Raw genomic sequence first — 14908 nt, forward strand, 5'->3', positions numbered from 1 at the left:
CAGTTCCGTCGAATCAACACTACCGGATTAAAAAAAACAGGCTTACACACTGCTCATTTGCATGGCGGCATCTACGTCTACCGCCACGATACGGGACACCCCCTGCTCTTGCATGGTGACACCGATCAACTGCTTGGCCATCTGCATGGCAATTTTATTGTGAGAAATAAACAAAAACTGCGTTTGGTCGCTCATGCTGGCCACCAAATTGGCATAGCGTTCGGTATTGGCATCATCCAGTGGCGCATCCACCTCGTCCAGCAAACAAAATGGCGCAGGGTTCAGCTTGAAGAAGGCAAAAACCAGCGCTGTCGCCGTCAAAGCTTTTTCACCACCAGAGAGCAAATGAATGGTGCTGTTGCGTTTGCCTGGCGGTTGCGCCATGACTTGTACACCCGCATCCAGCACTTCATCGCCCACCATCGTCAGTTTAGCCTCTCCACCACCAAATAGCCTTGGGAAAAGCTCACCAAAGTGCTGATTAACGATGTTGAATGTTTCCATGAGCAACTGGCGCGTCTCGCGGTCAATCTTGCGAATGGCATCTTCCAGCGTCTCGATTGCATCGGTCAAATCTTTGTGCTGAGCATCCAGATAGGTCTTGCGCTCTTGGGCCGTCGTCAGCTCTTCAAGGGCCGCCAGGTTCACCGGGCCCAAGCCTTCAATCTGGCGCGAGATACGCTGCACTTCGGACTGCAACCAGCCCACGCGCTGCCATTCTGCTGTCTTTTCCTGTAACAAGCTCCACAGTTCGGAACGGTTTACCTTTCGACTGTCCAACTGTTCAGCAAACTGTTCGACCGCCAGGCGCGAGGCTTGTTCCTGCAACTGCAATTCGGTGACTTGCTCGCGCAAGGGACCCAGATTTTTTTCATTCTCGGTACGAGCTTGCTCATGCTCGCGTAATTGCGCGGCCAGAGTATCAAGCTGGATTTTCGCCAGGCGTACCGCCTCTTCACGCTCGGCTCGCAACTCCAGAGCATCTTGCAGACCGGCTTGTGCCGCTGAGGCATCCAGATCCAGCAACTCGCCCTGAAGGCCTTCCAATTGACCTGCGGTGCGCTGGGCCTGCTCCTGAGCCAGGGCGAGATTACGCTCCAGCTCTGCCATGCGTTGTACCAAAGCACGCTCGGCGAACTGGGCATCATGCACAGCGCGCTCGCGCTCGTGGACGGTACGGCGGGCCTGTTCAGCCTGCTCGGCGCCCTTCTCGCCTTCCATCTGGGCTTCAGCAAACACACCCTGATGTTCCGCTAATTCTTCATCCAGCGTTTCAAAACGGGCTTCAAACTCTTCACGATTGGCTTGCAGCTCTTCGCGCTGTACGCTCAGCTCTTCCAGCTCATCATTGATTCGACCGCCGCGCTCTTGCGATTGCTGAGCCTGTTGTGCCAGCTTGGAGTGCTCCAACTGCACATCGTGCATACGCGCCGTCAATTCACCCACGCGGGCACGGGCGGGAACCAGACCAGTACGCACTTGCTGCAAGGCCATTTCGGCCTGGGTGCTGGTATGACCAAGCTCGTCCACAATCAGTTGAGCGCCACGCAACTCTCGCTCCAGATGAGCGATCTCTTGCTGCCGAGCCAACATCCCGGCCTGTTCGGAGTCGGGCGCGTAAAAGCGAATGCTATGGCGATCGACCAAATGGCCGTCCTGCACCACGATAGCCATCTGATCGGACAGTTGCTCGCGCAAGCTCAAGGCCTGCTTCAAATCCGAACACACATAGACGTGATGCAGCCAGTTACCCAGCAGACTGCGCAAGGCGCCCTCTTGCTGACGCAATACCGAGCTCAGCAAAGGCAAATCCAGGGCAGGCTTGGCCAGCTCCCCCGCATCGGGAAGCTGATAAAAGCTCAAGCGTGCAGGCGGTGCATCACTGGCAAAGGCGGCGGCCATATCCAGACGGCGCAACTCCAAGGCCGTCATCCGCTCACGCAGCACGGCCTCCAGAGCAGTTTCCCAGCCTTTTTCCACGTCCAGGCTTTGCCAGAGACGCTTCATGCTCTCCAGCCCATGTTTAGCCAGCCAGGGTTCCAAGGTCCCCTTGCGAGCCACATCTTCCTGCAAACGGCTCAAGGCCAGATGTCTTGCTTCCAGACGAGCCATATCCTGGCCGCCTTGCAAGGCTTGTTCCTGCGCCTTCTTGCGCTCTTCTTCCAGTCTGGGAAGCTGGGCCTCCAGGTGCTGCATGTGCTCCTGGGCCTGCTGCAACTGGTTTTGCAGCATATTCAGATCGCCCTGCAAACGCTCCAGATTATCCGGGTCGGGCGCGTTAAGTTCACGCAGCTCCTGCTTCAAGCGTTCCTGACGTTGCTCCAACCCCTGGATTTGACGATCCGCATCACGTTGCGACTGCGCCGCCAAGGCCAGGTTCTGCTCCAAGCGAGCCAGCCCCATGCGCATTTCATCTCGGCGTTGGGCCTGCTCGCGGACTCGTTGCTCCAGATCGGGCAAGGCGCCTTGGGCTTCTTCCAACTGAATCTGTAATTCTTCCAGCCTGACAGCGGCTTCTTCACGCTGCTGCTCGCTGTTTTCCAGCTCTTGCTGGCAATGCTCTTGTTGCTCGACCCAGTCGTGCTGCTGTTGTTCCAGTTGTTCACGGCGCTGAGCCATACGACTGCGTGAATCCAGTACATGGCGGATTTCCGCTTCCAGGCTGGAGACCTGCGACCCTGCTTCGTACAACTGCGTTTGAGCCACGTGCAAGGCATCACCCGCCTGCAAATGGGCTTGCCGCTGCGACTCCAGAGCCGACTCGGTGTGCCGTAAGCCAGCAATGGATTCTTCCAGCTTGGTCTGGGCTTGTTCAATAGCTAAAAAGCGCGCTTTTTGATCGCCCTGTGCATTGGACTCTTTCAATAGCCAAAGCAAGTTCTGCTTTAACTCGCCGTCTTGCTGCAAATCGCGGTACCGACGAGCCACTTCGGCCTGCGCCTGTAATTTTTCCAACTGCGCATCCAGCTCTCGTTGGATATCTTCCACGCGCAGCAAGTTTTCACGGGTATCGCGCAAACGGCTTTCCGTTTCGCGACGGCGCTCTTTGTAGCGCGATACGCCTGCCGCCTCTTCCAGAAAAACACGCAGCTCTTCGGGCTTGGCTTCAATCAGGCGGTTAATCATGCCCTGGCCGATAATCGCGTAACCACGCGCCCCCAGGCCAGTACCCAGAAAAATATCGTGAATGTCGCGCCGCCGGACGGCCTGATTATTCAGAAAATAGCTGCTGGTGCCATCCCGGCTCAGCACACGCCGTACCGAGATTTCAGCGTAGGTACTCCACTGACCCGAGGCACGCCCTTCAGAATTATCAAAAACCAGTTCAACCGAGGCACGCCCCGCCGGTTTACGTTGTGACGAACCATTGAAGATCACGTCTTGCATGGACTCGCCACGCAGCTCGGAGGCTTTGCTCTCGCCCAGCACCCAGCGCACCGCATCGATGATGTTGGATTTCCCACAGCCATTGGGCCCGACAACGCCAACCAACTGACTGGGAGTTGGAATGGTGGTCGGGTCCACAAAGGATTTGAAACCAGCAAGTTTGATCTGGGTTAGACGCACAGGGTAAAAGTCAGCTCAGAAAAGACCAATTTGAACAGGCGCGCAGGCGCATTTCTATCTGCCTGGCACCGCGAGTCGTATGATACCGCAGCACCTGCCACCCACAGCAAAGACGGCTAAAAAACAAATGAAAATCAGCTCAGAGCTGCTGGGATGATAAGGCAGTAAACTCCTCCCTGTCGTCAAGCCCTGTTTACCCTGCTTGGCAAGCAGGACAATAGTGCCAGACAGGGCATTTACAATAGCGCTTTGCCAGCGCCCGCCCGGCCAGAAAATCCGAGCAGTCAGACAGCCGCAATGAATTTCTGATACCACTGCCCCCGCAGTCCCTGTTATTCTTGCTCCCCATCTCTCTTCGTAAATTTCGCACCGGCTCAGGCTTTGTCAGGAAAACTGTGGTGGGCCGCCTTGAAAAAGCTCCTCAGGTCTGACACCTGGCTTTGATTCGTGCTCCGCAGTCCTGCGACTGCGCCTGTGGGCACACGCATTCGGGATGTATTTTGAATAAAGGATTTTATCTGGTCATGGCCGCGCAGGCATTGTCGTCAGTTGCCGACAATGCCTTGCTGATTGCCGCCATCGCCCTGATCGCTGACCTGCACGGACCTATCTGGATGGTCCCCATGATGAAATGGTGGTTTGCGCTGTCCTACGTGCTATTGGCCGCCTTTGTAGGCGCCTTTGCCGACTCGTATCCCAAGGGTCGGGTGATGTTTGCCACCAATGCCATCAAGCTGATGGGCTGTATGTTGATGTTCTGCCACCAGTACTTTGGCATGAACGACTCCCAGCAACTGGTTCTGGTCTTTGTCTCCTACACCCTGGTTGGTATCGGTGCTGCCGCCTACTCCCCTGCCAAGTACGGCATCGTCACCGAAATGCTCAAACCCGAGCAACTGGTCAAAGGCAATAGCTGGATTGAAGGCCTGACCGTGTTGTCCATTATTGGCGGCACCGTGCTGGGCGGCATTTTGATCAGCCCCTCGATTGCCGCTTCGCTAGCCGAGCACCCGCTGATTGCACCTTTGGCCCAGACACGTGCCGAAGTCGCTATCTTGCTGATTTCCTTTATCTATCTGTCAGCAGCGCTGTGCAATCTGCTGATCCCCCGCACCAATATCGAGTACCCGCCCCAACAAAAGAACCCCATCTTGCTGCTCAAGGAATTCCGTACTTACGTACACATTCTGTGGCGTGACAAGCTGGGCCAAATCTCGCTGGCGGTCACCACCTTGTTCTGGGGTGCCGGTGCCACCCTGCAATTCATTGTGATTGAATGGGGCGCTCAGCATCTGGGCTACCGTCTGGATCAGGCCTCGGTGCTGATGGGTGTGGCCGCATTGGGCACGGTCTTTGGTGCCGTCTTTGCCGCCCGCGTTCCCCTGAAAAAATCTCTGGCTGTTCTGCCTGTAGGCGTAGCAATGGGCTTTGTGGTCCTGCTCATGCCTTTGGTACACGAGAAATGGGCGGTCTACACCCTGCTGATGGGTATTGGTGGTTTGTCCGGCTTTTTCGTCGTCCCCATGAATGCCCTGCTGCAACATCGCGGCCACGTCATGCTGTCGGCCGGTCACTCCATTGCCGTACAGAACTTCAATGAACAATTGAACATTCTGTTCATGCTGGCGCTGTACAGCCTGCTGCTGTGGCTGCGTTTGCCCATCAACTACATCATTGTGTTCTTTGGCTTGATGGTGGCGTCTTTAATGACGGTGTTCATCATCTGGAAAAACGCCAATCTGCGCGCTCATCCCGAGCTGGAAGCCTGCATTGGTCAGGAAGGTCACGGACAGGCCTTGGCGGCCAAGTAAACAAAAGCGCCCCTTTGGGGCGCTTTTTACTGGGGGCGCCGAGCCTTGGGGTGGCCCGGCGGTAAAACATACCTCCCCACAGGGCCAGTATCAGGACTGGCTCTGCAACTCGCGTAGCAAGGACAAATCCCGCCAGGCATTGGCTTTATGCTGCGGACGCAGCAATAGCGAGGCGGGATGATACGTCACCACCAAAGGCAAGCTGCGACCTTGAGCATCGGTGTACGTCAGAGCCTGCCCCCGCAAAGCCTCCAGATCCTCATCACGGCCACTTAGTGCCACCGCAGCCAAATGGCCGACAGCCAGCAAACGGCGCGGCTGTACCAGACGAATCTGCGCATCCAGAAAGGCCCGACATGCAGCCAGCTCTTCCTGGGTAGGGGGACGATTCCCCAAGGGGCGGCATTTCACCAGATGTGTTTTATACACGGAGGCATTGGGAATGGCGCTGTTAAGCATGGCCTGCAAGAGCAGCCCGGCTTTGCCATCAAAAGGTTGAGCACTGCGATCATCGCTAGTCCCAGGTGCCTCACCAATAATCATCCAGTCCGGTTCCACCAGCAGCTCAGAGCCAAACACCACTTGAGCCCGGCCCGTGTGCAAGCCACATTCCTGGCAGGCTTGAACCTGCTCCAGCAGGCTGGCCATATCCTGGGCTTTTTCGGGCTGAATCAGCACAGCCGGTCGTTGAACTACTTCCTCGACAGGGGCAACTACCGCAGGGCGAGTGCCCGCTTTACGCAACAAAGCCAAAGCCTGATCACGGGCGGACTGTGCATCCTGCGTCGCGGCTGCACCGGGTGTCGCCAAAGGACGGCTGACCGGCCCATCCGAATGCCGCTCCATCGTCTCTACGGCTGCTACCTGCTCTGGTGTCGATACGGCTGAGGGAGCTGCTTGCTGCACAGTGGCTTGCACGGCAGGCTGCGGCAGACGCGCCAGAAAGGCGCGCTCCAGACCCAGCTCTAAAAGCCAGGTGCGCTGCAGAGGGGAAACAGGCTGAAAATCGATCATGCCCCTGCCTTGCTGGCCAGGTCCAAGCTCATCAAGACGGCATCCTCACGCAGACCATCGCTAAGCGGATAGTAGTTTTTACGCAGACCATCCGCCTGGAAACCCAGCTTTTTATACAAGCTGATAGCCGGAGCATTCGATGCCCGGACTTCCAGAACCACACGCTCTACCTGAGCTTGACGCGCCAGTTCCAGACCGTCGTCCAGCAATTGGCGAGCCAGTCCGCGTCGCTGCTGTTCCAGGTCTACCCCGATCAGCAAAAGCTCCATCATGTCAGGAGCCTTGAGCCAAATCGCGTAGCCCTGCACCTGGCCTTGCTTATGAATAATCCGGGAGCAATAGGCGCTATTGCCCAAAGCATCCGTAAAGTTGCCTGCCGTCCAAGGGTGACTTTCCACCCGACGTTCAATATCCAGCACGGCGGACACATGCCCTGCCTGCATGGCTTCAATCTGCAAGGGTTGGTCCAACGCTGCCGGGTTACCCCCCAAGCCTTGTTCACGTTCCTGAATGGTGTAGGCGACTTTTTCACGCACATACAACGGCATGGCCAAATCGGGCGACACACCACGTCCCTCATCCAGATCATGCAAGGCCAGATGCGCGACACTCGCGCCCGTCGCACGCCAGCTCTGGCCAAGATCCCAACCCTGTGCCTCTACGGCAGGAGCCAGATCTGGAAACTGTTCCAGCGCATCACCGATGACCTGAATAGGCTGCTGCTCTGCAATCAAGCCTTCTGCCTGCAAGCGCGCAATCCACAGGGTGATCTGCGCTGCATCCAGCAGCACCGGGCTTTGCAGCACAGACCAGGATTTCTCGGCCGTCCAGCTATACACAGCGGCATAGACCTCTTGCATGCGGGCATCCTGCACCACCACATAGGCCGTCCCTTCAACGGGCGTACCACAGGCGGCAGCAGCCAGCAGAGACGACACTGGCAGCACGGGCAAATCCAAGGCAAAAGCCATGCCTTGAGCCACCCCACACGCCACGCGCAGGCCGGTAAAGCCACCAGGCCCTTGTCCAAAAGCAATGGCGGTCAGGGCCTGCCGATCCAGGCCAGCCTGCTCCAGCAGTTGCTCGGCCATGGGCAAAAGGCGTTCAGCATGATCGCCACTACCCTCGTGGCTCAACTCCACAAGCGAAATACCCGCTTGGGTGCGAGACAACAAGGTCAGTTCACAGAGATTGGAGGAAGTCTCCAGGGCAAGAATATGTGCATCCATCGCGCTATTTTAGTTTAAGCAGACTGAAAATAGGCACCCTGATCAGAATGGGGGCAGGATAAACCGCGACATAGGTGAACAGGTCGTGACTTTTCCCTAGCACAGGCATTTTTTTTGACCTGACTCAAACCGACCGGAGAGACTATTTGTCACCATATGATTTTCCTCACGACCCAGTCAAACCTGCTGCAAGGCGCATAAATCGTACAAAACACTTAATGTGTAATATTTTTCTACACCCCCCTGTACGCGCTTTCTGATGCCTGTTACATTTTCGCTATGAATACGCCGACCCCCCCCCTCACCCGCAAAATCCTTGTCGTTGACGACGATCCCCGGCTGCGCGATTTATTGCGCCGCTACCTGTCCGAACAAGGGTTCAACGTTTTCGTCGCCGAAGACGGTAAAGAAATGGCCAAACTCTGGCAACGCGAGCATTTCGATCTGCTGGTACTGGATCTGATGCTGCCAGGCGAGGATGGCCTGTCCATCTGTCGTCGGCTGCGCGGCGGACACGACAACACCCCCATCATCATGCTCACCGCCAAGGCCGAAGAAATCGACCGTATCGTGGGCCTGGAAATGGGTGCCGATGACTACCTCATCAAACCCTTCAACCCCCGCGAACTGCTAGCCCGTGTCAACGCTATCTTGCGACGCCGTGGTACCGAGGAACACCCCGGCGCACCTAGTCAGGAAAATGAATCGATCGAGTTCGGCCCCTATGTGCTGAACCTGTCCACTCGAACACTGACCCGCAATAACGAAGTCGTCCCGATTACGACGGGCGAGTTCTCCGTGCTGAAAGTGTTTGCCCGTCATCCCAAGATCCCCTTGTCGCGCGACAAACTGATGGAATTGGCGCGTGGTCGCGAATACGAAGCCTTTGATCGCAGCTTGGACGTACAGATTTCGCGTCTGCGCAAGCTGATCGAACCCAATGCCTCCAAGCCCGTGTTCATTCAAACGGTCTGGGGTCTGGGCTACGTTTTTGTTCCCGACGGCGGTAACTGACCTTGTCTTCCGGTCAGCAAGACGGGCGGCCCGCCGTGGCAGCCCAACGCCGAGCAACAAAAAACTCGAGTATCCGGCTGGGTTTATTCAGCCGGTCTTTTTTATTGCTTGCTGCGTTAATGCTCGTCAGCCTGGGTGCCTGGCTGCAAGTATTCTTCAGTATGGAAGAAGGCCCACGCGCGGCCCAAATGGCTCAACGCGTGGCGTCCATTGTCAGCATCACCCGCTCGGCTCTGGTGTACGCGCCTCCGGCGGTACGCCCTGCCCTGTTGCTGGATTTGGCAACCAAAGAAAGTCTGCGCGTGCAACCACGCGAAAATACGGACGAACTGGAACCCCTGCCGCGCTCTAATTACTGGCAACACGTCTCTACCGAAGTACGTGGTGCATTAGGTAGCCAGACCCTGATCATGTGGTCGGTCAATAGCGTGCCGGGCATCTGGGTTTCCTTTGATATAAATGAAGATCAGTATTGGCTGGTCTTTGATCGCGAACAATTAAGTCTGACGGCTGGCGTGGAATGGCTGGGCTGGGGCGCAACCGCCTTGCTACTGGCCCTGATTGGTGCCGCGGTCAGTGTGCGTTTTGTGAACCGGCCTTTGGCTCAACTGGCCAAGGTGGCCCAGCAATTGGCCCGTGGCGAAACCCCCAGCACCCTGCCTGAAAAAGGCCCGGTTGAAATCCGCGACATGAATATCGCCTTTAACCGTATGGCCCGCGATATCCGCCAGACCGAGGCGGATCGGGAAATCATGCTGGCCGGTATTTCACACGACTTGCGCACGCCTCTGGCGCGCATGCGTCTGGAAATCGAATTAAGTCAGGTATCAGACGAAACCCGAGCCGCCATTGACGAGGACTTGGCCCAGATTGACCACAGTATTGGTCAATTGATGGAATACGCCCGTCCCGCTGCAGCGGTCCCCGAACATGGCATTGATGTTTCCGCCGTGCTCAATGACGTCTACGAGCGCGAACGCACACATACCGAATCGCTGGGTGGCATTTTGACGGCTTCCGTCGAACCCAATCTGTACGCCCGCATCAGCGCTCACGACTTGAAGCGTATCGTCTCCAACCTGATCGAAAATGCGCGTCGTTATGGCCGCAGCCCCGAAGATGACCGTGCGCGTATTGAACTGTCGGCACATCAGCACGGCAATATTCTGGTGATTGCCGTCAAAGATCAGGGCGCAGGGATTGCCAAAGGCGATATCCAGCGTCTGCTGCGTCCCTTCTCTCGTGGTGTCTCTGCCCGTACTGGCGTGAGCGGTGCAGGTTTGGGGCTGGCGATTGTGGAGCGCTTGCTGGGACAGGTCGGTGGTCACTTTGAGCTGGTCAGCGCCCCCTCCGAGGGTTTGACCGCCCGCATTCAATTGCCACGTATCCGTGCAAGTCGTAATGCCCCTGGAACCCAGGGCGATAAAGACACCAAAGTCTCCTGAACAAAAAAAACCTTGGGCGGGTACTCCCCTTGCCCAAGGTCTCATTCAGAACCCAATGCAATCAAGCGCGGTACAACAAGGCCACGGTGGTTACCGCAATCCCTTCCTGGCGGCCCACAAAGCCAATGGCTTCATTTGTTTTGCCTTTGACGTTCACACTGCCCGGCTCTAAATGCAGATCCGCCTCAATATTGGCCACCATGGCAGGAGCATGCGGGGCAATCTTGGGTTTTTGTGCATGAATCGTGGCATCGACATTCCCCACCAGCCAGCCTGCCGCGCGCACCTGCTCATAGGCATGACGCAACAGCACACGGCTATCAGCCCCTTTGTACTGAGGGTCGGTATCCGGGAAATGACGACCGATATCCCCCAGACCCGCCGCACCCAGAATGGCATCGGTAATTGCGTGCAGCAAGGCATCGGCATCCGAGTGCCCCATCAAGCCATGGGTATGCGGAATAGTGACCCCACCCAGAATCAAAGGTCGGCCTTCGCACAGCACATGCACATCAAAACCTTGTCCTACGCGAATCGGCATGCTCATAACCATTTCTCCATCAATTCAAAATCTTCAGGCCAGGTGACTTTAAAATTCCGCGCTGAACCCAATATTAATAAGGGTTGGCTGCCCGCCAATTCCATGGCGCTGGCCTCATCCGTCACTGCCAAACCTTGTTCTTTAGCCTCTTGCAAGGCCCTGCGCAAATCCTGGGCGGGGAACAACTGCGGAGTTTGCGCCAGCCACAGCCCGTCCCTGTCTACGGTCTCCTGCACCGCCACCGCTTCGGTCTGCGTCGCGCGCTTGACGGTATCAGGCACCGGCAAAGCCAGCAAGCCACCGCGCAGCGCCTGCAAGCAAGCATCAATCAAACGTCCCAAAGCCTGCCGTGGCAGGCCGGGACGAGCAGCATCATGAACCAGAACCCAAGGCTGTTCCTCTCTATCCAGAGTGTTCAGCGTATTAAGCACCGTTTCAGCCCGCGTCTCCCCACCACAAGGCAGGCAGACGGTGCGTGGCAAACCTTCCAGTGCGACGGCAGCCCAGGTATCGCCCGGCGCCACGGCAACCCGCACCTGGCTGATGCGTTCATCGGCCAGCAGGGCCTGCACCGAGCGGCGCAACATGGGCTGCCCACCCAGCAAACGGTATTGCTTGGGCAAGCCTTGCGCCTTCGTGGCAGAATCCAGGGCGCGCGCACCGATACCGGCGGCTGGAACAATTGCAATCAAGGTAGTCTTCATAGGTGGGTGATTTTATAATGACAATCCTGATGGAAACCGAAAAACAGCACTCCCTGTCCCTGCCCAGCACCCAAGATGTGCTGGCCGCCCTACGCCCCGGTCAACGCTACGCACAGCCCATGCCTCCTGGCTCGGGCGATGCCTGCCTGATTGCCGACCTGGCCCGCCAGCATAAAGCGCCTATTCTGGTGCTCTGCGCCGATCCCCTGACCGCCCAAAGGCTGGCCGAGGAAATCCTGCTATTTGGCCCCACCCTGCGTGTGCGCCAGCTACCGGACTGGGAAACGCTGCCTTATGACAGCTTCTCTCCGCACCAGGATCTGATCTCGGAGCGCCTTCGTACCCTGCACGCCCTGACCATGCACGAGGTCGATATCCTGACCGTGCCCGTCACCACAGCTCTGTACCGTTTGGCCCCACCGTCCTTTCTGGCGGCCTACACCTTCTCTTTCCGTCAGGGCGATGAGCTGGACGAGGCCCAGTTGCGTGCCCAGTTGATGTTGGCCAACTATACCCATATGACACAGGTCAGCGCTCCCGGTGAGTTCAGCATCCGAGGTGGCCTGATTGACCTGTTCCCTATGGGTTCAGTCTTGCCCTATCGTCTGGACCTGTTCGACAACGAAATCGAAAGCATACGCAGCTTTGATATAGACACCCAGCGCAGCCTGTATCCCGTCAAGGAAATCCAGCTCCTGCCGGGCCGCGAATTCCCCATGGACGAAGAAGCGCGTACCCAGTTCCGCGCCCGTTTCCGTGAATTCTTTGAAGGTGATCCTTCTCGCGCCCTGCCCTATAAAGACGTAGGCAATGGCATTGCCTTCGCGGGTATCGAATACTATCTGCCGCTGTTCTTTGAAGAAACCGCGACCTTGATGGACTATGTGCCTGAAGGCAGCCTGGTCATCACTCACGGAGATGCACAAAGCGCGATTGGCCGATTCCAAAGCGATACCCATAGCCGCTTCTCCTTCCTGAAAAACGACCGCGAACGCCCTATTCTTCCCCCAGAAAGCCTGTTTCTGTCGGATGAGCAATTCTTCAATGGAATCAAACCTTTTAGCCGCCTGAGCCTGAATGCCCAAGCGGATGGCCAGCCTATCGCTCACCCTGATTTCGAGCCTTTGCCTCTTGTCGCGGTTAACCGCCGCGACAAGGATCCGCTGGCCCAATTGCGGCAGGAAGTACTGGACCCCAAAAATCGCACCGTATTGTGTGCAGATTCCGCAGGCCGTCGGGAAACCTTGCTGCAAATGCTGCGTGAGCATGACCTGTCACCCGCTACAGACTGCCAGAATCTGGCCGACTTTCTGGAGTCGGACGCGGCCTTCGCCCTGGTGGTGGCCCCCCTGTCGCGTGGCTTTGCCCTGGTGCACGACAGTCTGAGCCTGCTCACCGAAAACGACCTCTACCCCACCCAGACACGCACACAAAGCAGCCGTCGCCGCAACGAGCGCAGCAGCGATGTGGAAGCCATGGTGCGGGATCTGTCCGAACTGCGCGAGGGCGACCCCGTCGTTCACGCCGAGCACGGCATTGGTCGTTATTGTGGTTTGAAAGAAATGGATCTGGGAGAAGGCCCGGTCGAGTTTCTACACCTGGAGTACGCCAAAGGCAGCACTCTCTATGTGCCCGTAGCCCAATTGCACGTGATTGCCCGCTACAGCGGTGCTGATCCCGAGCATGCACCTTTGCACCAATTGGGGTCTGGCCAATGGGACAAAGCGCGTCGCCGTGCCGCCAAGCAGGCGCGTGACAGCGCTGCCGAACTGCTGGCCCTGTATGCCCAGCGTGCCGCCCGTGAAGGCTTCCAGTTCAAATTACCGCTGAATGACTACCAGGCCTTCTCTGAAGGCTTTGGCTTTGAAGAAACCCCGGATCAGGCCGCTGCCATCGAAGCGGTAGTGAACGACATGACCTCCGGCCAACCTATGGACCGCCTGGTGTGTGGGGATGTGGGCTTTGGTAAAACCGAGGTCGCTCTGCGTGCCGCTTTCCTGGCCGTGGCCAATGGCAAGCAAGTTGCCCTGCTGTGCCCGACCACCTTGCTGGCCGAGCAACATGCACAGACCTTCTCGGATCGCTTTGCCGACTGGCCCATCCGCGTCGCCGAGTTGTCCCGCTTCCGCTCCACCAAAGAGACCCAGGCCGCCATTGCGGGGCTGCGTGAAGGCAGCGTGGATATTGTGATTGGCACGCACAAGATTCTGTCCTCGGACGTGCGTTTCAAACAGCTAGGTTTGGTCATCATCGACGAGGAACACCGCTTTGGTGTGCGTCAGAAAGAAGCCTTGAAGCAACTGCGCGCCGAAGTCGACATTCTGACCCTGACCGCCACCCCTATTCCACGTACCTTAGGCATGTCTTTGGAGGGCATACGGGACTTCTCCGTCATTGCCACGGCACCGCAAAAACGTCTGGCGATCAAAACCTTTGTGCGTCGTGAAGATGGCAGCACCATACGCGAAGCTCTGCTGCGCGAATTGAAACGCGGCGGCCAGGTCTACTTCCTGCATAACGAAGTCGAGACCATTCACAACCGTCGTGCCCGCCTGGAAGAACTGGTGCCCGAAGCCAGTATTGCCGTGGCTCACGGCCAAATGCCCGAGCGCGAACTGGAAGCCGTCATGAAGGGCTTCTACCAGAAGCGCTACAACGTGCTGCTGTGTACCACGATTATTGAAACCGGCATTGACGTGCCTACCGCCAATACCATCGTCATCCATCGAGCTGACCGTTTGGGCCTGGCCCAATTGCACCAGTTGCGTGGACGCGTGGGCCGCTCCCACCACCAGGCCTATGCCTATCTGCTCACCCCTGGCGAGGATGCCATCACCAGTAATGCGAAGAAGCGGCTGGAGGCCATTCAAGCCATGGAAGAGCTGGGCGCAGGCTTTTTCCTGGCGATGCACGATCTGGAAATCCGGGGAGCAGGCGAAGTGCTGGGCGAATCCCAGTCCGGCGACATTCAGGAAGTGGGCTATTCCATGTATGCGGATATGCTCAACACGGCCGTCAAAGCCCTGAAGGCTGGCGAAGAACCGGACCTTGATTCACCCTTTGCCCTGCAATGCGAAGTGAATCTGCATACTTCTGCCCTGCTGCCATCTAACTACTGCCCCGACGTGAATGCCCGCCTGGGCCACTACAAGGCCCTGTCACACGCTCGCAAGGAAGATGACCTTATCCATATCCATGAAGAGCTGATCGACCGCTATGGCCTGCTACCAGAGGCTGGCGAGAATCTGCTGGCCGTCCATCGCCTGCGTATCAAGGCCGAACCGTTGGGAATTGTGAAAATCGATGCCAGCGAGGCACAGGCGACGATTCAGTTTTCCTCCAAGCCCAATGTGGACGCCGTCAGCATTATTGAACTGGTGCAAAAGAACAAGCAGGTGCGATTGGCTGGACCCGACAAGTTGCGGATTGAAATCACCAAAGGTGAGGAAATCAAGAACCGGATTCAGGCCGTACGCAATGTGCTGAACAGTTTGCGCAAAGAGAAGTAAGCCTTAACAACAAGGCTGGACATAAAAAAGAGCGCTGTCAGTGACAGCGCTCTTTTCATTTGGGTAAAACGGCC

The 14908-nt window shown here is 57.1% G+C and carries 9 protein-coding genes; 4 read left to right on the forward strand and 5 right to left on the reverse strand.

The window, feature by feature from the left end; genetic code table 11:
* Window positions 1-42: 42 nt before the first annotated feature.
* Window positions 43-3567, reverse strand: a complete 3525-nt coding sequence (gene smc / locus OSH09_RS16390) for a chromosome segregation protein SMC (RefSeq protein WP_266121587.1) — start codon at window positions 3565-3567, stop codon at window positions 43-45.
* A gap of 500 nt (window positions 3568-4067) precedes the next feature.
* On the opposite strand from smc, the gene lplT reads away from it, so the two are divergent.
* Entirely contained in the window at window positions 4068-5378 is a 1311-nt protein-coding gene (lplT, locus tag OSH09_RS16395) for a lysophospholipid transporter LplT (protein ID WP_266121588.1), read from the forward strand.
* Between the two features lie 90 nt (window positions 5379-5468).
* On the opposite strand, the gene OSH09_RS16400 is transcribed toward lplT, so the two are convergent.
* Both OSH09_RS16400 and tsaB read right to left on the reverse strand, forming a co-directional pair.
* Entirely contained in the window at window positions 5469-6392 is a 924-nt protein-coding gene (locus tag OSH09_RS16400; protein ID WP_266121589.1) for a uracil-DNA glycosylase, read from the reverse strand.
* Window positions 6389-7621, reverse strand: coding sequence for a tRNA (adenosine(37)-N6)-threonylcarbamoyltransferase complex dimerization subunit type 1 TsaB (gene tsaB / locus OSH09_RS16405; protein WP_266121590.1), 1233 nt, complete (start codon window positions 7619-7621; stop codon window positions 6389-6391). The genes OSH09_RS16400 and tsaB overlap by 4 nt, the downstream gene beginning before the upstream one ends.
* Window positions 7622-7900: 279 nt before the next feature.
* On the opposite strand from tsaB, the gene ompR reads away from it, so the two are divergent.
* Window positions 7901-8635, forward strand: a complete 735-nt coding sequence (gene ompR / locus OSH09_RS16410) for an osmolarity response regulator transcription factor OmpR (protein WP_003801024.1) — start codon at window positions 7901-7903, stop codon at window positions 8633-8635.
* Between the two features lie 104 nt (window positions 8636-8739).
* The gene (locus OSH09_RS16415; RefSeq protein WP_456151372.1) at window positions 8740-10080 is read left to right on the forward strand and encodes an ATP-binding protein; all 1341 of its coding nucleotides are present in this window, start codon (window positions 8740-8742) and stop codon (window positions 10078-10080) included.
* Window positions 10081-10141: 61 nt separating this feature from the next.
* On the opposite strand, the gene ispF is transcribed toward OSH09_RS16415, so the two are convergent.
* The gene (ispF, locus tag OSH09_RS16420; protein ID WP_266121591.1) at window positions 10142-10627 is read right to left on the reverse strand and encodes a 2-C-methyl-D-erythritol 2,4-cyclodiphosphate synthase; all 486 of its coding nucleotides are present in this window, start codon (window positions 10625-10627) and stop codon (window positions 10142-10144) included.
* Entirely contained in the window at window positions 10624-11325 is a 702-nt protein-coding gene (ispD, locus tag OSH09_RS16425) for a 2-C-methyl-D-erythritol 4-phosphate cytidylyltransferase (RefSeq protein WP_266121592.1), read from the reverse strand. The genes ispF and ispD overlap by 4 nt, the downstream gene beginning before the upstream one ends.
* A gap of 29 nt (window positions 11326-11354) precedes the next feature.
* On the opposite strand from ispD, the gene mfd reads away from it, so the two are divergent.
* Complete coding sequence (mfd, locus tag OSH09_RS16430) at window positions 11355-14834, forward strand: transcription-repair coupling factor (protein ID WP_376912136.1); 3480 nt, start codon at window positions 11355-11357, stop codon at window positions 14832-14834.
* The last annotated feature ends 74 nt before the right edge of the window (window positions 14835-14908 follow it).

It is taken from the genome of Alcaligenes parafaecalis (assembly GCF_026344135.1).
Taxonomy (GTDB): Bacteria; Pseudomonadota; Gammaproteobacteria; order Burkholderiales; family Burkholderiaceae_B; genus Alcaligenes; species Alcaligenes parafaecalis.

Bases quoted from the DNA above. Each gene is read 5' to 3' on its own strand.
- tsaB (WP_266121590.1), bottom strand. From the start codon at position 7,621: ATGGATGCACATATTCTTGCCCTGGAGACTTCCTCCAATCTCTGTGAA.
- ispD (WP_266121592.1), bottom strand. From the start codon at position 11,325: ATGAAGACTACCTTGATTGCAATTGTTCCAGCCGCCGGTATCGGTGCG.
- ispF (WP_266121591.1), bottom strand. From the start codon at position 10,627: ATGAGCATGCCGATTCGCGTAGGACAAGGTTTTGATGTGCATGTGCTG.
- OSH09_RS16400 (WP_266121589.1), bottom strand. From the start codon at position 6,392: ATGATCGATTTTCAGCCTGTTTCCCCTCTGCAGCGCACCTGGCTTTTA.
- mfd (WP_376912136.1), top strand. From the start codon at position 11,355: ATGGAAACCGAAAAACAGCACTCCCTGTCCCTGCCCAGCACCCAAGAT.
- ompR (WP_003801024.1), top strand. From the start codon at position 7,901: ATGAATACGCCGACCCCCCCCCTCACCCGCAAAATCCTTGTCGTTGAC.